Source organism: Roseivivax sp. (assembly GCF_054552075.1).
In genome coordinates this window covers 147,085-169,480 of record NZ_JBTOLZ010000001.1, presented here as the reverse complement: position 1 = coordinate 169,480, position 22,396 = coordinate 147,085, and the positions used below count along the sequence as shown (strand labels likewise).

Genomic DNA, 22,396 nt, shown 5'->3' with positions numbered 1-22,396 from the left:
AGACCGCCCCCCAAAGCCCCCTCAACTCCCCTGCACCGGCCAGTGCCGCGCCAGGTCCTCGAGCCCGGCGCGGATCAGCTCGCCCAGCACCCCGGTGTCGATCCGCTCGAGCCGGGTCACGTAGAGACAGGACCGCCCGGTGCGATACGGCCCGAGCCGCGCGAGCAGCGGGCCGAAATCGGCGTAGCCCGGCAGGATGTAGATCGACAGCGCCGAGGCCCGCGGCGAGAAGCCGGTCGCCAGGAAATGCCCCGAGCGGCCCGAGGCATAGGTGTAATCGTAGCTGCCGTAACCGACGATGCTCTCGCCCCAGAGAACCGGCTCCCAGCCGGTCGCGGCGCGGAAGATCGCGTCGAGTGCCACGCCCTCGGCGCGCCGACGCTCGGGGGTGACGCCATCGAGGAACGCGGGCACCGAGGCGCCGATCGGGCGGGTCTTCAACTCTGCCATACCCCCAGCCTGCCCCGAATCGCGGCCTTTGCCCAACCGCCTCTGGTCATCACGCCCGGCCCGCCCCACATTCGCGGAACGTCAGACGCGAGACGGGAGAGACAGGTGCCCGAGGTCAGCCTCGAAGAGATGGAAGAGATGGCGCGGCGGGCGATCGCCGCCCTGCCCCCGGCCTTCGCGCGCGGAGCGGCCGAGATCGTCCTGCGCGTCGAGGACTGGCCCGACGCGGAGATCCTGCGCGAGCTGGAGATCCCCGATCCGATCGAGCTCACCGGCCTCTACGACGGCATCCCGATGACCGAGAAAAGCGTCGCCGATCCTGCCCCCTGGCCGGACACGATCTGGCTTTACCGCGAGCCGATCCTGGCCGAATGGCGCGACCGCGGCGATGTCGAGATCGAGAACCTGGTGGCCCATGTCACCGTGCACGAGCTGGCGCATCACTTCGGCTGGTCCGACGAGGACATCGCCACGATCGACCGCTGGTGGGAATGAGCGCGGCCTAGCTCCGCCGCAACCGAAGCCGCGGCCTAGCTCGCCCGCGCCCCGACGCCGCGGCGCGGAGGCGGACAAGCCCCGCGCCCCCCGCCTACCGCCGCCCGTCGCGCCAGCGGTTCACCACCGGGTAGCGGCGATCGAGCCAGAAGGCCTTGGGCGTCAGCCGCACCCCCGGCGCCGACTGGAAGCGCTTGTATTCCGACAGATAGAGCAGGTGCTCCACCCGCACCGCGTCGGCGCGGTCGAAGCCCGCCGCCACGCAGTCGTCGATCGAGCCGTCCTCTTCGATCAGCACCTCGAGGATGCCGTCCAGCACCTCGTATTCGGGCAGCGAATCGCTGTCCTTCTGGTCGGCGGCCAGTTCCGCCGAGGGCGGCTTGGAGATCACCCGCTCGGGGATCACCAGACCTTCGGGGCCCTTCATCCAGCTGCGGTGATTGGCGTTGCGCCAGCGGCAGGTCTCGAAGACCCGGGTCTTGTAGAGATCCTTGATCGGATTGTAGCCGCCCGCCATGTCGCCGTAGATCGTGGCATAGCCCACCGCCACCTCGGACTTGTTGCCGGTGGTCAGGAGCATCTCTCCGAACTTGTTCGACAGCGCCATGAGCAGGAGCCCGCGCAGCCGTGACTGCAGGTTCTCCTCGGTGACATCCGGCGCGCGTCCCTCGAAGAGCGGCGCCAGCGTCTCGGTGATCGCGTCGCGGCCCTTGGCGATCGGCACGAAGTCGTAAGGCGACCCGAGGTTGCCGGCCACCGCCTTGGCGTCCTCGAGCGAATGCTCGGAGGTATACTCCGAAGGCAGCATCACGCAGCGCACGTTCTCGGGCCCGATGGCATCGGCGGCGATCACCGCGACCAGCGCCGAATCGACCCCTCCCGAGAGCCCCAGCAGCACCTTCGAGAAGCCCGACTTGCCGAGGTAGTCGCGCAGCGCCTCGACCATGGCGCGGTAGTCCTGCTCCCAGGTGTCGGGCTGGGCCGCGATCGGGCCGGGCTCGGCGCGCCAGCCGGCCTCGGTGCGGGTCAGGTCCACATGCGCCACGGTCTCGTCGAAGACCGGCAGCCGGCAGGCGAGCTGCCCGCCGGGGTTCAGGACGAAGGAGCCGCCGTCGAAGACCTGGTCGTCCTGGCCGCCGACCATGTTGAGATAGATCAGCGGCAGGCCGGTCTCGACGCTGCGCGCGACCATGTGGTTCAGCCGTTCGTCGTGTTTCTCGCGGTGGTAGGGCGAGCCGTTGGGCACCAGCAGGAACTCCGCGCCGGTCTCCTGGTGGGTTTCGGCCACATCCTCGAACCAGGCGTCCTCGCAGATCGGGCTGCCGATCCGGGTGTTGCCCACCGCGTAGGGCCCGCCCATCGGCCCCGGCGTGTAGAGCCGCACCTCGTCGAAGACCGCGTAGTTAGGCAGGTGGTGCTTGAGGACCGCGGTCCGCACCTCGCCGCCCTGCAGGATCAGGTAGCCGTTGAAGAGCTCGGCGCCCTCGAGCCAGGGCGCGCCGATGGCCAGCGCCGGGCCCTCGGCGCAGTCGCGGGCGAGCGCGCGGACCTCCTCGATGGCGGCGGCATGGAAGGCGGGTTTCTGGATCAGGTCCTGGGTCTGGTAGCCGGTGATGAACATCTCGGGCAGCGCCACGAGGTCGGCCCCCGCCGCGCGGCCCGCCTCCCAGGCGTCGCGCGCCTTGGCGCGGTTGCCGGAGAGGTCTCCGAGGGTCGGGTTCAGTTGCGCCAGCGTCAGCCGGAACTTATCGGGCATGATCCGTCACCTTGCAGTGGTTTGCCGCCCACATAGCAGAACGCCACGCGAGGGGAAGTGTGGGTGGGGGTGTCGGGTGGGCGGTTGGGCGGCGGGGTGGCTGCGGGTGGATGGGTGGTCGCGGGTGGCTGGGTGGATGTGTGGACGGCCGGATAGCGGATGACGGCTGATCTGAAGGACGACGGTGATTGCGCGGACGGCATCCCGTGTTGACACTTGGATAGCTCGCGCGGTCGCTCCCAGGCGCCCGGAACCACAGAACAACCAAGCCCACCAGAGGGCGCGCGCCGGACAGGGGGCCGGCGCTGCTGCCCTCCGAGCGAGGCGCTTTATCCATCCAAGGTCAGGACGAGCGATGATCGGCGCACGCCGCCCGAAGGAGCGCCGGCCCAAGGGGCCGGTCCGGCGCGCGCCCGGCACCTTCGGTGCTATTCGGGCGCAAGGAGGCGCGACGCTCTCCAATGTCAGGGGCCAACACGCCCCGGGCACCTTCGGTGCTGTCCGGGCGCGAGAAGAGGGTCTGCGATGGCTGGGGCGCAGGGATGAGTGGCGTTTGGGTGTTCGGGTCCATTTGGAGGTGAGTGGCACCAAGGCCCACCACCCGAAGTCCCAACACACTCCCCACCGCCTCCCAACCGCCCCTCACCCTCCCCCTCTCCGGGAAAGCCGTTGTGTCAGCCCCCCGCCTTCACTAGTTTCGACACAAGCCCGCAGCACGCGGCCAATCTGGGCGGGGCAGAGCAGACATGGCATTCCACAAGGGACTTTCGCGCGCGGCGCTCCTGGCCGCGCTCTTCGCCGCAGCCGGGGCGGGGCTCGCCCAGGACGGCGAGGTCATCACCAAGCAATACGACGACGGCGGCGTCTACGAGGGCACCTTCCAGGACGGCCTCCAGCACGGCACCGGCACCTACCGCCTGCCCAACGGCTACGAGTACACCGGCGAATGGGTCGCGGGCGAGATCCGCGGCCAGGGCGAGGCGCGCTTTCCCAACGGCTCGGTCTACGAAGGCGAGTTCGAGGCCGGCAAACCCGACGGCGTGGGCCGGATCATCTTCGCCGACGGCGGCACCTACGAGGGCACCTGGGTCGACGGCAAGATCACCGGCAAGGGCATCGCCGTCTATGCCAACGGCGTGCGCTACGAGGGCTCCTTCCGCAACGCCCTGCACCACGGGCGCGGCACCATGACCTCGCCCGGCGGCTACACCTACGAGGGCGACTGGGTGAACGGCCAGAAGGAAGGCAATGGCACGATCACCTATCCCGATGGCTCGGTCTACGAGGGCCGGGTCTCGGCCGGCCTGCGCGACGGCGAGGGCAAGCTGACCATGCCCGACGGGCTGATCTACGAAGGAATGTGGGACGACGGCCAGATCGACGGGACCGGCACGCTCACCCAGCCCAACGGCGATGTCTACGAGGGCGAACTGGTGGCCGGCCGCCGCGAGGGCCAGGGCAAGGTCACCTATGCCAACGGCGATGTCTACGAAGGCGCCTTCGTCGCCGACCAGCGCGAGGGCGAGGGCACCTTCCGGGGCCAGGACGGCTATGTCTACACCGGCCAATGGGTCGCCGGCGAGATCGAGGGCCAGGGCCGGGTGAGCTATCCCGACGGCTCGGTCTACGAGGGCGAATTCGCGGGCGATCTCGCCAATGGCCGCGGCAAGATCACCTATCCCGACGGCTCGACCTACGAGGGCGACTGGGTCGAAGGCGTGATCGAAGGCCAGGGCCGCGCGGAATACGCCAACGGGCTGGTCTACGAGGGCGGCTTCGTGAACGCCAAAAACCACGGCCAAGGCGTGATGACCTACCCCGACGGCTACCGCTACGAGGGCGCCTGGGTCGAAGGCGAACGCGAGGGCCAGGGCACCGCCACCTATCCCGACGGCACTGTCTACACCGGCGGCTTCCAGGACGGGGAGCGCCACGGAGAGGGCCGGATCGAGATGCCCGACGGCTTCAGCTACGAGGGCGACTGGGACAATGGCGCGATCTCCGGCGAAGGCGTCGCGACCTATGCCAACGGCGATGTCTACGAGGGCACCTTCGTCGAGGGCAAGCGCCAGGGCGAGGGCACCATGCGCTACGCCACCGGCGAGGAAGCCAGCGGCGACTGGGTCAACGGCGCGCTGACCGGCGGCACCGCGGGGGCGAGCGAGGCCTCGGAGGCGGGTGACGGCGATGGTGGCGCCGATGACGCGGACGGCGAAGCAGGGGAAGCGGGCGACGGGAACTGAGGGTCTTTGCGGGGCGGGTGACGCCTCGAGCGAGGCGGCCCCAAGAGGATGCGTTCCCCAAACCGTCGGACTGCGCGATCCCGCCCAAACCCTTGGAAAACGATCCCCGCCCCCTAAGAATAGATCCACGTCACACCTCAAAGCCCTCCCCCAGAGCAGGCGCAGGGCGCGCGGCGGACCGGGGGCCGGCGCTTCTGACCGCCGAGCGGCGCGCTTTATCCCAACAAGGTCAGGACAACCGGCACGCTAAGCACGCCACCCCAAGGAGCGCCGGCCCACCGGGCCGGTCCGGCGCGCGCCCTGCGCCTGCGGCGCGGTCCGGGCGCAGGTTGCGAGAGCGGTCAAAGCAGCGCGCAGCCCCGACGCCGAAGGCTGCAGCCCCCGAAACCCAGATCAGAATGGCGTGAAACCCGGGAAATCTTCCCCAATCGCCACCCGCGCTCTGCCTAGATCACCTCGCAAGCAGCCCAAGACAGCCCCAGCCCCGCACCGCCCCAAAGGAGACCGCCATGCCGACCGAGAAACTCACCTTCCCCGGCGCCAATGGCGACCTTCTCGCGGGCCGGCTCGACCTGCCGGCGGGGCCGCCCCGCGCCGCCGCGCTCTTTGCCCATTGCTTCACCTGCGGCAAGGACATCGCCGCCGCCCGCCGCATCGCGGGGCAGCTCGCCGCCGAGGGCTACGCCGTCCTGCGCTTCGACTTCACCGGGCTCGGCCATTCCGGCGGCGAGTTCGAGAACACCTCCTTCACCTCGAACGTGGATGACCTCGTGGCCGCGGCCGAGGCGCTGGCCGCCCGCGACCTCGCGCCGACGCTGCTGATCGGCCATTCGCTGGGCGGCGCGGCGGTGCTGAAGGCCGCGGGCCAGATCCCCTCGGCCCGGGCGGTGGCCACCATCGGCGCGCCCTGCGACCCCGGCCATGTCACCCATAACTTCGCCGCCGCCCTGCCAGAGATCGCCCGCGACGGCGTCGCCGAGGTCTCGCTGGCCGGGCGGCCCTTCCGCATCGGCCAGGGCTTCGTCGAGGATGTCTCCGAGGCCCGGCTCGCCCCCGCCATCGCCGGGCTGAAACGCGCGCTCCTGGTCCTGCACGCGCCGCGCGACGCCACGGTCGGGATCGAGAACGCCACGGCGATCTTCTCCCACGCCAAGCATCCGAAAAGCTTCGTCACGCTCGACGAGGCCGACCACCTGGTCAGCCGCCCCGAGGACGCCGAATACGCGGCCTCGGTGATCACCGCCTGGGCCCGGCGCTACCTCGATCTGCCCGCGCCGCCCGCCCGCCCCGAAGCGCCCGAGGGCGTGGTGCGCGTGACCGAGAACGACGCCGCGGGCTTCCTGCAGGACGTGGTCGCCGGGCCGCATCACATCACCGCCGACGAGCCGGAAGCGGTGGGCGGCAGCGACCAGGGGATGACGCCCTACAACCTGTTGTGCGCCGCGCTCGGCGCCTGCACGGCGATGACGCTCCGGCTCTACGCCCGCCGCAAGGGGCTGCCGCTGAGCCATGTCGAGGTCGACGTCTGCCACGACAAGCGCCACGCCGAGGACGCCGCCTCGGGCGCGGCCAAGGTCGATGTCTTCCACCGGGTGCTGCGGCTCGAAGGGGATCTCGACGAGGAGACGCGGGCGCGGCTTCTGGAGATCGCCGACAAATGCCCGGTGCACCGGACGCTGGAGCCTGGAGCGCGGGTGGTTACGGAGTTGGGGTGAGGGCGTGTTGGACGCGGAGTCTGCCTGCGGCGAGTTCAATGGTTCGCAGCGCCCGGTCCCTCCTTGCGCCCAATTCGGCCCAGCGCCCCTGCACGTCGGGCGCTATGGCGCTGCCGACGCCCTCCGTCACCCCACGCCCCCCTCTCACCTCGCCCCACCAGAGGGCGCGCGCCGGACCGGGGGCCGGCGCTTCCGCCCTCTGAGCTGCGCGCTTTATCCCAACAAGGTCAGGGCTCGGGGCGATCTAAGCGCGCCACCCACAGGAGCGCCGGCCCAAGGGGCCGGTCCGGCGCGCGCCCGGCATCTTCGATGCTATTCGGGCGCAAGTGGCGCTGGATGGAGGCGCAGCCCTTGGAACCGACGCTTTGGCTAGCTGGCAGCGCTTAGAGCTCCAAGCAGGCACTTGGGGCGCGGGCGTAAGTTCCGCTGAAGGCTCTGAAGGCTCTGAAGGCTCTGAAGGCTCTGAAGGCTCTGAAGGCTCTGAAGGCTCTGAAGGCTCTGAAGGCTCTGAAGGCTCTGAAGGAGCGTGGCCCCGAAGCCCGCCACGGTCCACCCGAAATCACTCCAACAGCCTAGAGCACCCCACCCTCAAACCACCTCCCCATCCGACAGCCGCCGCAGGAAGTCCTCCGCCTCTTCCCGGATCGTCTCCTGCTTCTCCGCGCCCATCCGGTCCCAGGTCGCATACATCTGCGCCATCCGCGGGTTCTTCGCGAAACGCTCCCGGTGGCGGTCCATGAAATGCCAGTAAAGGAGGTTGAACGGGCAGGCCCCTTCGCCGGTCTTGGTCTTCACGCTGTAGGCGCAGTCGCCGCAGTAATCCGACATCCGGTCGATGTAGCTGCCCGAGGAGACATAGGGCTTCGAGGCGATCACCCCGCCGTCTGCGAACTGGCTCATGCCCACGGTATTGGGCGCGGTCACCCATTCGAAGGCGTCGAAATAGACCCGCATGTACCACTCCTCGACCTCGGCGGGGTCGATGCCCGCCAGAAGCGCGAAGTTGCCGGTGACCATGAGCCGCTGGATGTGATGGGCATATGCCTCCTCGCGGGTCTGTTCCACGGCCTTCGCAAGACACCGCATCCGGGTCTCGCCTCCCCAGTAAAGCGGCGGCAACCCGCGCTGGTGGTTCAGCCAGTTCCGCCGGGGATATTCCGGGCCCTCGCGGAAATAGATCGCCCGCATGTATTCGCGCCAGCCGATCACCTGGCGGATGAAGCCCTCGGCGGCATTGATCGGCACATCGCCTTCGCGCCAGGCCGCCTCGACCGCGTCGCAGACCTCGCGCGGGTCGAGGAGCCCGATGTTCATGTAGCCCGAGATCACCCCGTGATAGAGAAAGCGCTCCTCGCCCATCATGGCATCCTGGTAGTCGCCGAAGCGCGGCAGGGCGGTCTTGACGAAATGCGTCAGCGCCCGGCGCGCCTCGCCCTGGTCGGTGGCGAACCAGAAAGGCCGGGTCTCGCCGAAACTGTTGCCGAAGCGGCGCTCGACGAGGTCGAGCACCTCCTCGACCGTCTCGTCGGGGGTGAAACGCATCGGCCCCGAGGCCTCGATCTCGCCCGGGGCGGGCTTGCGGTTGTCGTGGTCGAAGTTCCACTGGCCGCCCGCGGGCTTGCCCTCCTCCATGAGGTAGCCCGTGGACTTGCGCATCTCGCGGTAGAAATATTCCATCCGAAGGCTCTTGCGGCCCCGCGCCCAATCCTCGAACCAGTCGAGATCGGTGAGGAAGCGGTCGTCGGTCAGCTGGGTGACCTTCAGTCCCATCTCGTCGAGCGCGGCGATCAGGCGGAACTCGCCGGGCTGGGTGGCGATCACTTCGCTGGCGCCCAGCTCCTCGGCCCGGCGCAGAAGCTCGCCCGGGATCGAGCCGCTGTTCTCGGTGTCGTCGAGCGCGGTGTAGCGCAGCTCCCAGCCGGCCTCGCGCAGCCGCGCCGCGAACTTGCGCATGGCCGCGAAGATCAGCGCGATCTTCTTGGGGTGATGGGCGACATAGCCCGCCTCCTCGGCGACCTCGGCCATGACCACCACGTCGCGCTCGGGGTCGGCCGCGCGCAGCGCCGAGAGCCCCTCGGAGAGCTGGTCGCCCAGGACCAGGACCAGCCGGCTCACCAGGGGATCTCCGAGAAGGCGTAGTCGTAGAAACCGCCGGTATGCGCGGGCTCGAGCTGCTCCAGCACGTCGGCCAGCCGCCTCGCGGCCTCACCGGGGCTCACGGTCGGGTGCTTGTCGGCGTATTTCTCGGTGAAGGCCGTGGCCACGGTGCCGGGATGCAGCGCGACGCAGGCCAGGTGCCGGTGCGAGCGGGCGAACTCCACCGCCGCGCCATGCACGAGCTGGTTCACCGCCGCCTTGGCGGTGCGGTAGGAATACCAGCCGCCGATCCGGTTGTCGCCGATCGAGCCGACCCGCGCCGAGAGCACCGCCATGACCGCGCGCTCGCGCCGGGGCACCAGCGGCAGGGCGTGTTTCAGGACCAGCGCCGGGCCCAGCGCGTTCAGCCGGAACTGCGCCAGCGCCGCCTCGGGGTCGAGCTCGCGGATGGTCTTCTCGGGGCGCGCGCCGCCGATCTCGAGCGCGCCCGTGGCGCAGAAGACCAGGTGGTAGGGCCCTTCGAGCGCCCCCAGCGCCGCCGCCACCGAAGCCTCGTCGGTCACGTCCAGCCCGTCGCGGGACCGCGACAGCCCGGTCACCTCCATGCCCCGCTCTTCCAGCTCGGCGGCCAGAGCAAGTCCGATGCCGCCCGAGGCGCCTATCACCAATGCGCGTTCCATGCCGCCGGACCTAGCCGCGCCCTCCCCCGCGTCCAGCGCCGCGACAGTCGACCGCAGCCCCCCGCGCGACGCCCCACGCATGGCCCGGCGCGCCCCCCTCACCATCCCGCGCACCCCCACCCAGGCCTGACCGGGCCAAAAATACCTCTCGGGGGAGCGCGAGGGGGCAGACAGCCCCCTCGCCCCCTCAACGGGCTCCAAGGTCAAAGAAAAGCGCCAGCCGCCAAACCCAGCGCCAGAAAAACCGGCGAAGACCCCTCAGCCGAAGGGATCCTCCGGGTAGCCCACCCCCATCAGGTAAAGCCCCTGCGGCGGCGCGACCGGCCCGCAGGCGGCGCGGTCGGCGGCGGCGAGCGCGCGGGCCACGTCCTCGGGGGCCCAGGCGCCGGCGCCCACGCGCTCCAGCGTGCCCACGAAGGAGCGCACCTGGTTGTGCAGGAAGGAGCGCGCGCGCAGGGCGAAGCGGATCTCGCGCCCGGCCTCGGTCTCGCGCTCGGTGATCTCCAGCGCGTCGAGGGTCTTCACCGGGCTCTTCGCCTGGCACATGGTCGAGCGGAAGGTGGTGAAGTCGTGCTTGCCGACCAGATGCGCGGCGCCCGCGCGCATGGCCTCGAGGTCGAGGGGTTTCTGCACCTGCCAGACATGGCCCGCCTCCAGCACCGCGCGGGCGCGGCGGTTCAGCACACGGAAGAGATAGCGCCGCTCTCCGGCCGAGAAGCGGGCGTGGAAGTCCTCGCTCACCCGCGCGGCGGCGCGGATCGCCACGGGGGCGGGCTTCAGGTGGTAGTTCAGCGCCTCCTGCAGGCGGAAGGGCGTCCAGTCCTTGGCCAGATCTGCATGGGCGACCTGACCGCGGGCATGCACGCCCGAATCCGTCCGTCCGGCCGCGGCGATCGTGTGCGGGCCGGGCTCGAGACGCGCGAGCGCGGCCTCGATCGCGCCCTGCACCGAGGGCTGATCGGCCTGGCGCTGCCACCCGGCGAAGGGGGCGCCGTCATATTCCACCAAAAGCGCGTAACGGGGCATGGGACCTGCGCCTAGCCAAAGCCGCGGCGCGCGGCAAGAGGGCGGTGCGCGCGAGGCATGGGACAAGGCCCCGGCACAGCCCAACCGCCCGGCGCTCTGGCAGCCCGGCGCGCAAGCGCTTATCTTCCCCCGAGGCAAGGCAAAACAGGCGCAAGCGGAACGCGGAGGCGGTTTGATTTTCGACGAGCTGGCAGACAGGCTGACGCGCGGCGCCGAGGCCATGGGCGACCGGGTCTCGGGGGCCTTCTTCGAGCCGGTGATCCGGCTCGGGGTCACCGGGCTCGCGCGGTCGGGCAAGACGGTCTTCATCACCGCGCTGATCGCCAACCTGATGGAGCGCGGCCGCATGGGCCAGCTCGCCGCCGCCGCCGAGGGGCGGATCACCGCGGCCTACCTGCAGCCCCAGCCCGACGACACGCTGCCGCGCTTCGACTACGAGACGCATCTGGCCGCCCTGACCTCGGCCAGCCCGCATTGGCCCGAGAGCACCCGGGCGATCTCGGAGCTGCGGCTCTCGCTCCGGGTCAAGCCGACGGGGTTCCTCGGCGGTTTCCAGGGGCCGCGGACGGTGCATCTCGACATCGTGGATTACCCCGGCGAATGGCTGCTCGACCTGGCGCTTCTGGAGAAAAGCTACGCCGAGTGGTCGCGCGAGACCCTGGCGCGGCTCGAAGCGCGGGCCGCAGCCGAGGACTTCCGCGCGGCCCTCTCCGAGACCGACCCCGGCGCGCCGCTCGAGGAGGCCCGCGCCCAGGCGCTGGCGCAGCGCTTCACGAGCTACCTGCAGGCGGCGCGCGAGGCGGGCTATTCCGACTGCACCCCGGGGCGCTTCCTGCTGCCGGGTGATCTCGCGGGCTCGCCGGTCCTGACCTTCGCGCCGCTGCCGCCGGGTGGTTCGGCCCCGCGCCGCTCGCTCTACCGCGAGTTCGAGCGCCGCTATGAGGCCTACAAGTCCCGCGTCGTCAAACCCTTCTTCCGCGACCACTTCGCCCGGATCGACCGGCAGGTGGTGCTGGTCGATGCCCTCGGCGCGGTGCACAAGGGGCCCGAGGCGCTCGCGGATCTGACCCGCACCATGGCGGAGATCCTGACCGCCTTCCGCCCCGGCCCCAACGCCTTCCTGAGCCAGCTTCTGCGCGGGCGGCGGGTGGAGCGTATCCTCTTCGCCGCGACCAAGGCCGACCACCTGCACCACAGCCAGCACGACCGGCTGGCGCGGCTGATGCAGGCGATGACGCGGGCGGCCTCGGACCGGGCGGAGTTCGCCGGTGCCAAGACCCGCGCCATGGCGCTCGCGAGCCTGCGCGCCACCGTCGAGGAGACCCGCGAGGTCAAGGGCGAGCGGCTCGACTGCGTGCGCGGGCGGCTTCTGGAGACCGGCCGCGAGGCGGCGCTCTGGCCGGGCGAGCTGCCCGAGGACCCGCGGGCGCTCTTGAACGGCGGCGCAGGCGACTGGATTGCGGGCGATTACGGCGGCATGGGCTTCGCGCCCGCGCCCCTGTCGCTGCGCCCCGGCGACGGGCCGCCGCACATCCGGCTCGACCGCGCCGCCGAATTCCTGATCGGAGACCGCCTGTGAGCGAGCGCAAACGCCCTGTCCTGATCGAGCTCGACGAGAGCAGCCCCGCGACCCCCGGCCCCGCCGAGGCGCCGCCGGTGCCCGAGACCGGCGCGGGCGGCGCCCCGCCCGAAGGCGCCGCCATGGCCGCCGCCGCGGCGCTGGCCGGGCGCCGGACCTCGCGGCTGGCGCGCTGGTTCTGGGGGCTCGCGGGCGCGATCCTGGTCTCGGTCCTCTCAGTCGCGGCCTGGGGCTTCGTCACCGGGCTGATCGCCGCCAACCCGATCCTCGGCTGGCTGATGACCGGGCTCTTCGGGCTTTTCCTGCTGGTCTGCCTGATGATCGCGGTGAAGGAGATGTCGGCCTTTGCCCGGCTGGCGCGGCTCGACCGGCTGCAGCGCAAGGCCGAGACGGCGCGGTCGGGGCAGAACCTCGACACCGCGCGCGAGGTGATCTCGGGGCTGATGACGCTTTATGCGGGCCGCGAGGACGCCCGCTGGGGCCGCGAGCGGCTGGCCGAACGCCAGGCCGAGGTGCTCGACGCCGAGGCGCTCCTGGCCCTGGGCGAACGCGAGCTGCTCGCCCCGCTCGACGCCCGCGCCGAGGCCGAGGTCAAGGCCGCCGCCCGGCAGGTCGCGGCGGTCACCGCGCTGGTGCCCCTGGCCTTCGCCGATGTGGCGGCGGCGCTTTCCGCCAACCTGCGGATGATCCGGCGCATCGCCGAGATCTACGGCGGCCGCTCGGGCACGCTTGGGGCCTGGCGGCTGACGCGGGCGGTCTTCTCGCATCTCGTGGCCACCGGCGCGGTGGCGGTGGGCGACGACATGATCGAGCCGATCCTCGGCGGCGGGCTGCTGGCGCGGGTCTCGCGGCGCTTCGGCGAGGGGCTGGTGAACGGTGCGCTGACCGCCCGGGTGGGCGTCGCTGCCATGGAGGTCTGCCGCCCCCTGCCCTTCACGCCCGAGCGCCGCCCCTCGGTGCGGCGGATCGTGACGACCAGCCTGACGGGGCTTTTCGAGAAGAAGTCCGGCGGGGCCTGAGGCGGGTTCGGCGGCGGCCTTTTGGCGGTCGCTTGGCCGAAGCGGTGCGCCGCTGGCGGGGCCTTGGGCGCGACGGGCTACGCGGCGACAAGCCCGACCTCCGGCCCGACGCTCGCCCGACACGCAGCCGCCCCCTATCCGGCCGAAACAAAAAGGCCCGCCCCACTCCGGGACGGGCCCTCGTCCGTCTCAGGCCGCCGAGGCGCTTACTGCGCGGCGTCACCGGCCGGGGCGGCGTTCTCCTCGGCCGCGGGGGCGGTCGGGGCCGCCTCGCCCTGGGCCGGGGCCGCGCCATCCGCCGGTGCGGCGCTGTCGGCCGCGGGGGTGGTCTCGACCGGGCCGGTGCCGCCGCCGATCACGCTGAAGCCGAAGATCAGCGCGACGATCAGCCCGAGCACCACGAGGATGCCCGAAAGCGCGCTCCGGCCCGAGCGCGGCGCGGCGATCGGGTCCTTCACCTGCCCGGTGTAGGGGTTCATGTCGTGGCGCGTGTGGTCGCTATAGGCCATGTCTGGTTCCTTTCGCTGGCTGCGCCCCCGGTGGGCCCTCTCTGGGCCTTGGGCGCCGCAGCGGGGGATGCGGCGGCGGGGGGCACCGGGGACAGTCTGGACCACAAACGCGCCACGCCGAGCGCGGGGTTCGCGCCCTGCCCCGGCTGGGCCAGCGCCCGCCGAAAGCCGCCCCGCGCCCCGGCCGGTTCCCGCCGCGCCGCACCGCGGCAGGGCCCGCCCCCTGCCCGCGGGCGGATTTCCGCCCGTCCGCGCGCCGGTTTCCGCCGGAACACCCCCATCCCCGCGCCCTCTGGACCATCGCCCCGCCCGCGCCTATAACCCCGGCCAAGATGACCCTGATCCCGATCATCCAGCGAATTATCTGCCCGGCGCCGTGCTGATACGGTCCGCCGGGACAAAGGCGTCTGCCCCGCCGCGCCGCCCCTCATCGTGACACCCCAATTCCGTTTCCGAGGACGCCCGAAATGTGCGCCGACACCGTGACCGACACGCCTGACTACAAGGACACGCTGAGCCTTCCCAAGACTGATTTCCCGATGCGCGCGGGCCTGCCCAAGCGCGAACCCGACTGGCTCGCCCGCTGGGAGGAGATCGGCGTCTACGACCGCCTGCGCGACAAGGCCGAGGACCGCCCGGCCTTCACGCTGCACGACGGCCCGCCCTATGCCAACGGCCACCTGCACATCGGCCACGCGCTGAACAAGGTGCTGAAGGACATGGTGGTGCGCTCGCAGCAGATGATGGGCCGCGACGCGCGCTACATCCCCGGCTGGGACTGCCACGGCCTGCCGATCGAATGGAAGATCGAGGAGCAGTACCGCGCCAAGGGCATGGACAAGGACGCCGTCGACATCGTCGACTTCCGGCAGGAGTGCCGCAAGTTCGCCGAAGGCTGGATCGACGTGCAGCGCGACGAGTTCAAGCGGCTCGGCGTCACCGGCGCCTGGGACCGGCCCTATCTGACAATGGACTACCGCGCCGAGCGCATCATCGCCGGCGAGTTCCAGAAATTCCTGATGAACGGCACGCTCTACCAGGGCTCCAAGCCGGTCATGTGGTCGCCGATCGAGAAGACCGCCCTGGCCGAGGCCGAGGTCGAATACCACGACAAGGAAAGCTTCACGATCTGGGTGAAATTCCCGGTGGTGGACTTCTCCCTGCCTGAGGCCGACGTCTCGGACGAGGAAGCCAGCGACGCCGAACGCGAGGCCGTGGTGCAGGCCCGCGCCGAGGCGCGCGAGACCTTCGTCGGCGCGAACGTGGTGATCTGGACCACCACGCCCTGGACCATCCCCTCGAACAAGGCCGTGGTCTTCGGCGAGGACTTCTCCTACGGGCTCTACGAGGTCACCGGCACGCCCGAGGAATGCTGGGCCTCGGTGGGCGAGCGGTTCATCCTGGCCGACAAGCTGGCCGAGCAGACCTTCACCCGTGCCCGCCTCGAAGAAGGCCAGTGGCGCCGTCTCCGCGACGTGACGCCCGCGCAGCTCGCGGCGCTGAAGCTCGCCCACCCGCTGGCCGGGGCCGAGGGCGGCGCAGGCGAATGGGACGGGCTGCGCGACTTCCGCGCCGCGGATTTTGTCACCGACGAGGAAGGCACCGGCTTCGTGCATTGCGCGCCCTCGCACGGGATGGAGGAATACGACCTCTATCGCGGGCTGGGGATGCTCGACCAGGTGATCACCTACAACGTGATGGACGACGGCTCCTTCCGCGAGGACCTGCCGTTCTTCGGCGGCACCCGGATCCTCAAGGAGAACGGCAAGGAGGGGAACGCCAACAAGGCGGTGATCGACAAGCTCGTCGAGGTCGGCGGCCTCCTGGCGCGCGGCAAGATCAAGCACTCCTACCCGCATTCCTGGCGCTCCAAGGCGCCGGTGATCTACCGCAACACGCCGCAGTGGTTCGCCGCCATCGACCGCGACGTGGGCGACGGGCAGGACGCGCTCGGCACCACGATCCGAAAGCGCGCGCTCACCGCCATCGACCAGGTGACCTGGACGCCGCGCTCGGGCCGCAACCGCCTGCACGCGATGATGGAGGCGCGGCCCGACTGGGTGCTCTCGCGCCAGCGCGCCTGGGGCGTGCCGCTGACCTGCTTCACCAAGAAGGGCGCGCGGCCGACCGACCCGGGGTTCCTCCTGCGCGACGAGACCGTGAACGCCCGCATCCTCGAGGCCTTCGAGACCGAGGGCGCGGACGCCTGGTACAAGGAGGGCGCCAAGGAGCGCTTCCTCGGCAACGACTATGACCCGAACGACTGGGAGCAGGTCTTCGACATCCTCGACGTCTGGTTCGACAGCGGCTCGACCCATGCCTTCGTGCTGGACGACCGCGAGGACGGCGCCGCGGACGGGATCGCGGACCTCTACCTCGAGGGCACCGACCAGCATCGCGGCTGGTTCCACTCCTCGCTCCTGCAAAGCTGCGGCACCCGCGGCCGGCCCCCCTATCGCGGCGTGCTGACCCATGGTTTCACGCTCGACGAGAAGGGCAACAAGATGTCCAAGTCGCTGGGCAACACCATCGTGCCCGAGGAGGTGGTGAAGCAATACGGCGCCGACATCCTGCGGCTCTGGGTCAGCCAGTCGGATTATACCGCCGACCAGCGCATCGGGCCGGAGATCCTGAAGGGCGTGGCCGACAGCTACCGCCGGCTGCGCAACACGCTGCGGTTCCTGCTGGGCAATGTCGCGCATTACGACCCCGCCCAGGCGGTGGCCCCCGCCGAGATGCCCGAGCTGGAGCGGCTGATCCTGCACAAGCTCGCGGTGCTCGACGGCGTGGTGCGCGAGGGCTACGACGCCTATGACTTCCAGAAGGTCTTCCAGGCGATCTTCAACTTCGCCACCATCGACCTGTCGTCCTTCTACTTCGACATCCGCAAGGACGCGCTTTACTGCGATCCCGAGGACAGCCTGGTGCGGCGCTCCGCGCTGACCGTGCTGGACCTGCTCTTCGAGCGGCTGACCACCTGGCTCGCGCCGGTCCTGGTCTTCACCATGGAGGAGGTCTGGCTCGAACGCTTCCCCGGCGCGGGCAGCTCGGTGCACCTGCAGGACATGCCCGAGACACCGGCCGACTGGCGCGACGACGCGCTGGCCGAACGCTCCGAGGTGGTGCGCGCGGTGCGCCGCGTGGTCACCGGGGCGCTCGAGGAGAAGCGCCGCGACAAGGTGATCGGCGCCTCGCTCGAGGCCGCGCCGGTGGTGCATCTGACCGAGGAGGCCGCGGCGGTCGTGACCAACCCCGAGACCTTCGCGACGCTCTGCATCACCTCGGACATCACGCTGACCACCGATCCCGCCCCCGAGGGCGCCTACCGCCTGGCGGAGGTGCCGGGCATCGCGGTGGTCTTCGCCGAGGCCGAGGGCCAGAAGTGCCAGCGCTGCTGGAAGATCCTGCCGGACGTGGGCCAGCACGCCCATACCGATGTCTGCGCGCGCTGCGACGCCGCGCTCGACTGAGCCTGCGGCGCCCCACAAAGTTAAATAACTTTGTGGGGCGCCAAAATCTTATCTAAGATTTTGGCGCGGCCCGCGCCCCGAGCACTGGACAAGTCCGCAGAGAGACAGGACCATCCCGCGCATGAGCGACACGCCCACAGCCCAAGCCTACCAGGTCCTCGCTCGGAAATACCGGCCCGAGACCTTCGCCGATCTGGTCGGCCAGGACGCCATGGTGCGGACCCTGAAGAACGCCTTCGCCGCCGACCGCATCGCCCAGGCCTTCATCATGACCGGCATCCGCGGCACCGGGAAGACCACCACCGCGCGGATCATCGCCAAGGGCATGAACTGCATCGGCACAGACGGCTCCGGCGGGCCCACGACCGACCCCTGCGGCCAATGCGAGCATTGCCAGGCGATCATGGAAGGCCGCCATGTCGACGTCCTCGAGATGGACGCGGCCTCGAACACCGGCGTCGGCGACGTCCGCGAGATCATCGACAGCGTGCATTACCGGGCGGCCTCGGCGCGCTACAAGATCTACATCATCGACGAGGTTCACATGCTCTCCACGAGCGCGTTCAACGCGCTCCTGAAGACGCTGGAGGAACCCCCCGCCCATGTGAAGTTCATCTTCGCCACCACCGAGATCCGCAAGGTGCCAGTCACGGTGCTGTCCCGCTGCCAGCGCTTCGACCTGCGCCGGATCGAGCCCGAGGTGATGATCGGGCTGTTGCGCCGCATCGCCGACCGCGAGGAGGCGCAGATCGCCGAGGACGCGCTGGCGCTGATCACCCGCGCGGCCGAGGGCTCGGCGCGGGATGCGACCTCGCTTCTCGACCAGGCGATCAGCCATGGCGCCGGCGAGACCACCGCCGAACAGGTCCGCGCGATGCTGGGGCTCGCCGACCGGGCGCGGGTGCTCGACCTCTTCGAGACAATCATGCGCGGCGATGCGGCGGGCGCGCTGGCGGAACTCTCGGCGCAATACGCCGATGGCGCCGATCCCATGGCGATCCTGCGCGACCTGGCCGAGATCACCCATTGGATTTCCGTGGTGAAGATCACCCCCGAGGCTGTCGAGGATCCGACCATCTCGCCCGAGGAGCGCACCCGCGGCCAGAGCCTGGCGCAGTCGCTCGGCATGCGGCCGCTGACGCGCATGTGGCAGATGCTTCTGAAGGCGCTCGAAGAGGTGGCCGCCGCGCCCAACGCCATGATGGGCGCCGAGATGGCGGTGATCCGGCTGACCCATGTGGCCGAGCTGCCCTCGCCCGAGGAGCTGCTGCGCAAGCTCCAGTCCGAGAGCCCGCCTCCCGGCCCGCCGGGCGGCGGCGGCGGCGGTGGCGGCGGTGCCGGGCTGGGCGCCCGGGGCGGCGCCTCGGCGCAGGGGTCCCAGAGCGCGCCCGCCCCCACCCATGCCGGGCCTTCGGGCCCCTCGGCGCAGTCGGGCTCGGCCGTCCGCGCGCTAGCCGCCGAGGAGGCCTTGGCGCGCTATCCGACCTTCGAGCATGTGATCGAGCTCATCCGCGCGCATCGCGACGGGGTGCTGCAGGTCGAGGTCGCGAAATACATCCGCCTCGCCGCCTATCAGCCCGGCCGGATCGAGTTCACCCCGACCGAGGATGCGCCCCAGGACCTGGCGCAGCGGCTCGGCGCGGCGCTCACCCGCTGGACCGGCAACCGCTGGGCGGTCACCCTGGTCAACGGCTGCGAGGCGCCGACGATCTACGAGACCGAACACGCCGCGGAGCTGGCGCTTGAACAGGAGGCCGCTGGCCACGACATGGTGAAGGCGGTCCTCGAGGCCTTTCCCAAGGCGCGCATCCTCAAGGTGCGCACTCCCGAGGAAGAGGCCCAGGAGGCCGAGGCCGAGGCGCTGCCCGAGGTCGAGGACGAATGGGACCCCTTCGAGGACGACTGACGGAACCGACGCGCGGGGCCCCGGGGGCCGCGGCGAGATTCAAAGGAGAGACGAGATGTTCAAGGGACTTGGCGGCCTGGGCGACATGGGCAAGATGATGAAGGCGGCCCAGGAGATGCAGGGCAAGATGGCCGAGCTGCAGGAAGAGATGCACAACATCGTGGTCGAGGGCGAGGCCGGTGCCGGCCTGGTGAAGGCGCGCTGCAGCGCCAAGGGCGACCTGAAGTCGCTCGACATCGACCCGTCGATCTTCAACGGCGACGACAAGGAAGTGGTCGAGGACCTGATCCTGGCGGCGATCAAGGACGCCCAGGCGCGCGCCCAGGAGCGCCAGCAGGAAGAGATGTCCAAGCTGACCGAGAGCCTGGGCCTGCCCAAGGACATGAACCTGCCGTTCTGAGGCCCAAGGTTTTGGCCGAACGCTCCGAGATCGACGCCCTGATCGAGATGATGGCGAAGCTGCCGGGGCTCGGGCCGCGCTCGGCCCGGCGCGCCGTGTTGCATCTGATCCGCAAGCGCGCGGTGCTGCTGCAGCCCCTGGCCGAGCAGATGCAGGTGGTGGCCCGGAGCGCCCGGGAATGCCTGAGCTGCGGCAATATCGGCACCACCGAGGTCTGCGGCATCTGCGCCGATCCGCGCCGGGCGAGCGGTATCCTCTGCGTGGTCGAGGACGTGGCCGACCTCTGGGCGATGGAGCGCTCGGGCGTCTTCAAGGGGCGCTACCACGTGCTGGGCGGCACGCTCTCGGCGCTTGACGCGGTGGGGCCCGAGGAGCTGCGCATTCCCAAGCTCGTGGAGCGGGTCTCCGAGGAGGGTGTCGAGGAGGTGGTCCTGGCGCTCAACGCCACCGTCGACGGGCAGACCACGGCGCATTACATCGCCGACCAGCTCGAGGGCTCGGGCGTGGCGCTCTCCTCGCTGGCGCAGGGCGTGCCGATCGGCGGGGAGCTGGACTACCTCGACGACGGCACGATCACCGCGGCGCTGAACGCGCGGAAGCGGATTTAGGGTTGGGGTTAATGGGCTTGGGCCGGTAGGCTTGGGCCGGTGGGCTTGGGCTGCGTCGGTTGGCGATGCATCGGTTGGCACTGAACTGGCGTCCCGGGTTGGTCTAGCTATGGTGGCAAGGCTTGGTCCGCTGCGCGCCACGCGCTTCCTAAAGGTTCAATTTCTCAGTGAGTTTCCACGGATCTGAGAGCTACGCTCTCGGTCCCAAGGGCAAGACTCAGGTGAGTCACGCAAACCGCGTTCGACGGCTTATTGCTCCCTAAACCCGCGCACCCATCAATTCCCGCAGCACGCGACGCGACAACGCGCCCGCCCTCCCAAAACGCTCCCACATTGCCCCCCCTCTTCCAACAGAGGGCGCGCGCCGGACCGGGGGCCGGCGCTGCCGACCTCTGAGCTCCAGCGCTTTATCCCGGCAAGGTCAGGGCTAGCGACATGCTAGGCGCACCACCCACAAGAGCGCCGGCCCATAGGACCGGTCCGGCGCGCGCCCGGCACCTTCGGTGCTGTTCGGGCGCAAGGGCGTGCGCGGGTGGTGCGTGGCGTGCGTTGTGGCGGTGGGGCGGTGCAGAGCTAGGCACCGTCGGTGAACACCCCCCCCAAACAAAAAGGCCCGCGCCAGCGGCACGGGCCCTTCCGAACGCTCCGACACCCGGCCTCAGCCGCGCTCGTTCTCGTCCTCGTCTTCCTCGTCGTCGCTGCTCTCGGGCAGGTTGAAGAACGACTCCGCGTCGGCGTAGTTCTCGTTGCCGCCCGAGGTGCCCTCGTCCTCGCCGCGCGGATCGGAGAGCGAGAAACTCTCCAGCCCCTCGATCGAGGAAGGCAGCCGCGGCTCGGTGTCCATGCCGAGCGACTGCTCGGTCGAGACGAGCTTGCGGCGCTCGTCGTCGTTCATCACCTGCTCCTTGCCCTTGGAGGCCTTGGCCACCGCGGCATCCAGCTCGGACTGGCGGCAGAGCCCCAGCGCCACCGGGTCGATGGGCTGCAGGTTGGAGATGTTCCAATGCGTGCGCTCGCGGATCGACTGGATCGTCGGCTTGGTGGTGCCGACGAGCTTGGAGATCTGGCCGTCCGACAGCTCGGGGTGGAACTTCACCAGCCAGAGGATCGCCGCCGGGCGGTCCTGGCGCTTCGAGAGCGGCGTGTAACGCGGACCGCGCCGCTTGTCCTCGTCGACCGCGGCGGGGTTGTGCTTCAGCTTCAGCTTGTGCAGCGGATCGGTCTCGGCCTTGTCGATGTCGTCCTGGGTCAGCTGGTTGTTGGCGACCGGGTCGAAGCCCTTCACGCCCCCGGCCACGTCGCCATCCGCGATGCCCTGGATCTCGAGCTCGTGCATGCCGGTGAAATCGGCGATCTGCTTGAAGGTCAGGGTCGTGTTGTCGACGAGCCAGACCGCGGTGGCCTTGGGATGCAACAGCTTGGCCATGATCTCTCCTTCAATAGTCTTTCTGCGCCCCCCAGGCTTCGGGCCCAGGGAGGTCCCGGGCGGTCCGGGACGGTTTCCGTTGTCGGGGAACTTGCGCGCTATATAGTCCGGCCATGCGTCGGATGAAAGAGCAAATCACCGCCCTGGCCCTGGGCCTCGCCCTGGCCCTGGGGCTCCTCCCGCCGGGCGCCGGCCCGGCCCGCGCCGAGGGCGAGCCCGCGGGCGTCTTCGACTACTACGTGCTGGCGCTTTCCTGGTCGCCGACCTGGTGCGCGCTCGAGGGCGACGCCCGCGGCTCGCCGCAATGCGCGCCCGAGCGCGACGCGGGCTGGATCCTGCACGGCCTCTGGCCGCAGTTCGAGGAGGGCTGGCCGGCCTATTGCCCGACCACGGAACGCCCGCCCTCGCGGGCCATGACCGGCGATATGGCGCGGATCATGGGCACCTCGGGGCTCGCCTGGCACCAGTGGAAGAAACACGGCACCTGCTCCGGGCTGAGCGCGGCGGAGTATTTCGCCCAGGCCGAGGCGGCCTTCGAGAGCCTCACCCGCCCCGGGGTCTTCGCGCGGCTGGAAAATCCCGTGCGCCTGCCCGCAGCGCTGGTCGAGGAGGCTTTCCTGAAGCAAAATCCCGGCCTCGCGCCGGACATGCTGACGGTGACCTGCCGGTCGGGGCGGATCCAGGAGGCGCGGCTCTGCCTGACCCGCGACCTCGCGCCGCGCGACTGCGGAGCGGACGTGGTGCGGGACTGCCGGCTGGATGACGCGCTGATGGCGCCGATCCCCTGAGCGGGGCTGGCCGCGCGGGGGCTGGGCCCGGGGCGGTCCATCGGATCTGAGGAGCGGTTGGTGAGCTGGGGCCTGCGCGACGCTCCGGCTCTCCGGCGCCCGCTGCGCTGCGGTGGATGCGTAAGCGCGGTCGCACCATGCTCCGAGCAAACCAGCGACCCTACACTCCGCCCGCGCCCACAACTCTCCCCACCCAAACCCAAGCCACAATCCGCCCAGCCTGCCCTCC

At 70.4% G+C, this 22,396-nt stretch carries 17 protein-coding genes; 10 read left to right on the top strand and 7 right to left on the bottom strand.

Annotation, left to right across the window (positions count from 1 at the left end):
* Positions 1 to 21: 21 nt before the first annotated feature.
* Positions 22 to 450, bottom strand: a complete 429-nt coding sequence (locus tag ACX938_RS00800; protein ID WP_459429591.1) for a DUF1801 domain-containing protein — start codon at positions 448 to 450, stop codon at positions 22 to 24.
* Between the two features lie 129 nt (positions 451 to 579).
* Between ACX938_RS00800 and ACX938_RS00795 the strand changes: the two genes are divergently transcribed.
* Positions 580 to 945: a metallopeptidase family protein gene (locus ACX938_RS00795; protein WP_459429704.1), complete on the top strand. Its 366-nt coding sequence runs from the start codon at positions 580 to 582 to the stop codon at positions 943 to 945.
* 94 nt (positions 946 to 1,039) lie between these two features.
* Here the strand turns inward: ACX938_RS00795 and ACX938_RS00790 are convergent, their stop codons facing one another.
* Positions 1,040 to 2,701, bottom strand: coding sequence for an NAD+ synthase (locus ACX938_RS00790; protein WP_459429590.1), 1,662 nt, complete (start codon positions 2,699 to 2,701; stop codon positions 1,040 to 1,042).
* Positions 2,702 to 3,447: 746 nt separating this feature from the next.
* Here ACX938_RS00790 and ACX938_RS00785 point away from each other — a divergent pair.
* Positions 3,448 to 4,944: an MORN repeat-containing protein gene (locus ACX938_RS00785; protein ID WP_459429589.1), complete on the top strand. Its 1,497-nt coding sequence runs from the start codon at positions 3,448 to 3,450 to the stop codon at positions 4,942 to 4,944.
* A 509-nt stretch (positions 4,945 to 5,453) separates the two neighbouring features.
* On the top strand, positions 5,454 to 6,659 hold the full coding sequence (locus tag ACX938_RS00780; RefSeq protein ID WP_459429588.1) for a bifunctional alpha/beta hydrolase/OsmC family protein: 1,206 nt from the start codon (positions 5,454 to 5,456) through the stop codon (positions 6,657 to 6,659).
* Between the two features lie 588 nt (positions 6,660 to 7,247).
* Here the strand turns inward: ACX938_RS00780 and ACX938_RS00775 are convergent.
* The 3 genes from ACX938_RS00775 to truA form a co-directional block, all read right to left on the bottom strand.
* Entirely contained in the window at positions 7,248 to 8,777 is a 1,530-nt protein-coding gene (locus ACX938_RS00775) for a cryptochrome/photolyase family protein (RefSeq protein WP_459429703.1), read from the bottom strand.
* Positions 8,771 to 9,436, bottom strand: coding sequence for an SDR family NAD(P)-dependent oxidoreductase (locus ACX938_RS00770; protein WP_459429587.1), 666 nt, complete (start codon positions 9,434 to 9,436; stop codon positions 8,771 to 8,773). The genes ACX938_RS00775 and ACX938_RS00770 overlap by 7 nt, the downstream gene beginning before the upstream one ends.
* A 258-nt stretch (positions 9,437 to 9,694) precedes the next feature.
* The gene (gene truA, locus ACX938_RS00765) at positions 9,695 to 10,462 is read right to left on the bottom strand and encodes a tRNA pseudouridine(38-40) synthase TruA (RefSeq protein ID WP_459429586.1); all 768 of its coding nucleotides are present in this window, start codon (positions 10,460 to 10,462) and stop codon (positions 9,695 to 9,697) included.
* Positions 10,463 to 10,634: 172 nt separating this feature from the next.
* On the opposite strand from truA, the gene ACX938_RS00760 reads away from it, so the two are divergent.
* The gene (locus ACX938_RS00760) at positions 10,635 to 12,041 is read left to right on the top strand and encodes a YcjX family GTP-binding protein (RefSeq protein ID WP_459429585.1); all 1,407 of its coding nucleotides are present in this window, start codon (positions 10,635 to 10,637) and stop codon (positions 12,039 to 12,041) included.
* Positions 12,038 to 13,060, top strand: a complete 1,023-nt coding sequence (locus ACX938_RS00755) for a YcjF family protein (protein ID WP_459429584.1) — start codon at positions 12,038 to 12,040, stop codon at positions 13,058 to 13,060. The genes ACX938_RS00760 and ACX938_RS00755 overlap by 4 nt, the downstream gene beginning before the upstream one ends.
* 206 nt (positions 13,061 to 13,266) lie before the next feature.
* On the opposite strand, the gene ACX938_RS00750 is transcribed toward ACX938_RS00755, so the two are convergent.
* Positions 13,267 to 13,569, bottom strand: coding sequence for a hypothetical protein (locus tag ACX938_RS00750; RefSeq protein ID WP_459429583.1), 303 nt, complete (start codon positions 13,567 to 13,569; stop codon positions 13,267 to 13,269).
* A 467-nt stretch (positions 13,570 to 14,036) separates the two neighbouring features.
* Here ACX938_RS00750 and ileS point away from each other — a divergent pair, with 467 nt between their 5' ends.
* The 4 genes from ileS (at position 14,037) to recR (ending at position 19,953) form a co-directional block, all read left to right on the top strand.
* Complete coding sequence (gene ileS / locus ACX938_RS00745; RefSeq protein WP_459429582.1) at positions 14,037 to 17,039, top strand: isoleucine--tRNA ligase; 3,003 nt, start codon at positions 14,037 to 14,039, stop codon at positions 17,037 to 17,039.
* Positions 17,040 to 17,151: 112 nt separating this feature from the next.
* Positions 17,152 to 18,945 (top strand): DNA polymerase III subunit gamma/tau, encoded by a 1,794-nt coding sequence (locus ACX938_RS00740; protein ID WP_459429702.1) that lies wholly within the window; start codon positions 17,152 to 17,154, stop codon positions 18,943 to 18,945.
* A gap of 55 nt (positions 18,946 to 19,000) precedes the next feature.
* The gene (locus tag ACX938_RS00735; protein WP_232752463.1) at positions 19,001 to 19,345 is read left to right on the top strand and encodes a YbaB/EbfC family nucleoid-associated protein; all 345 of its coding nucleotides are present in this window, start codon (positions 19,001 to 19,003) and stop codon (positions 19,343 to 19,345) included.
* An 11-nt stretch (positions 19,346 to 19,356) separates the two neighbouring features.
* Positions 19,357 to 19,953, top strand: a complete 597-nt coding sequence (gene recR / locus ACX938_RS00730) for a recombination mediator RecR (protein ID WP_232752464.1) — start codon at positions 19,357 to 19,359, stop codon at positions 19,951 to 19,953.
* A gap of 658 nt (positions 19,954 to 20,611) precedes the next feature.
* Here recR and ACX938_RS00725 read toward each other — a convergent pair.
* Positions 20,612 to 21,379: a DUF1013 domain-containing protein gene (locus ACX938_RS00725; protein WP_459429581.1), complete on the bottom strand. Its 768-nt coding sequence runs from the start codon at positions 21,377 to 21,379 to the stop codon at positions 20,612 to 20,614.
* A gap of 122 nt (positions 21,380 to 21,501) precedes the next feature.
* Between ACX938_RS00725 and ACX938_RS00720 the strand changes: the two genes are divergently transcribed.
* Complete coding sequence (locus ACX938_RS00720; RefSeq protein WP_459429580.1) at positions 21,502 to 22,167, top strand: ribonuclease T2 family protein; 666 nt, start codon at positions 21,502 to 21,504, stop codon at positions 22,165 to 22,167.
* Positions 22,168 to 22,396 lie beyond the last annotated feature (229 nt).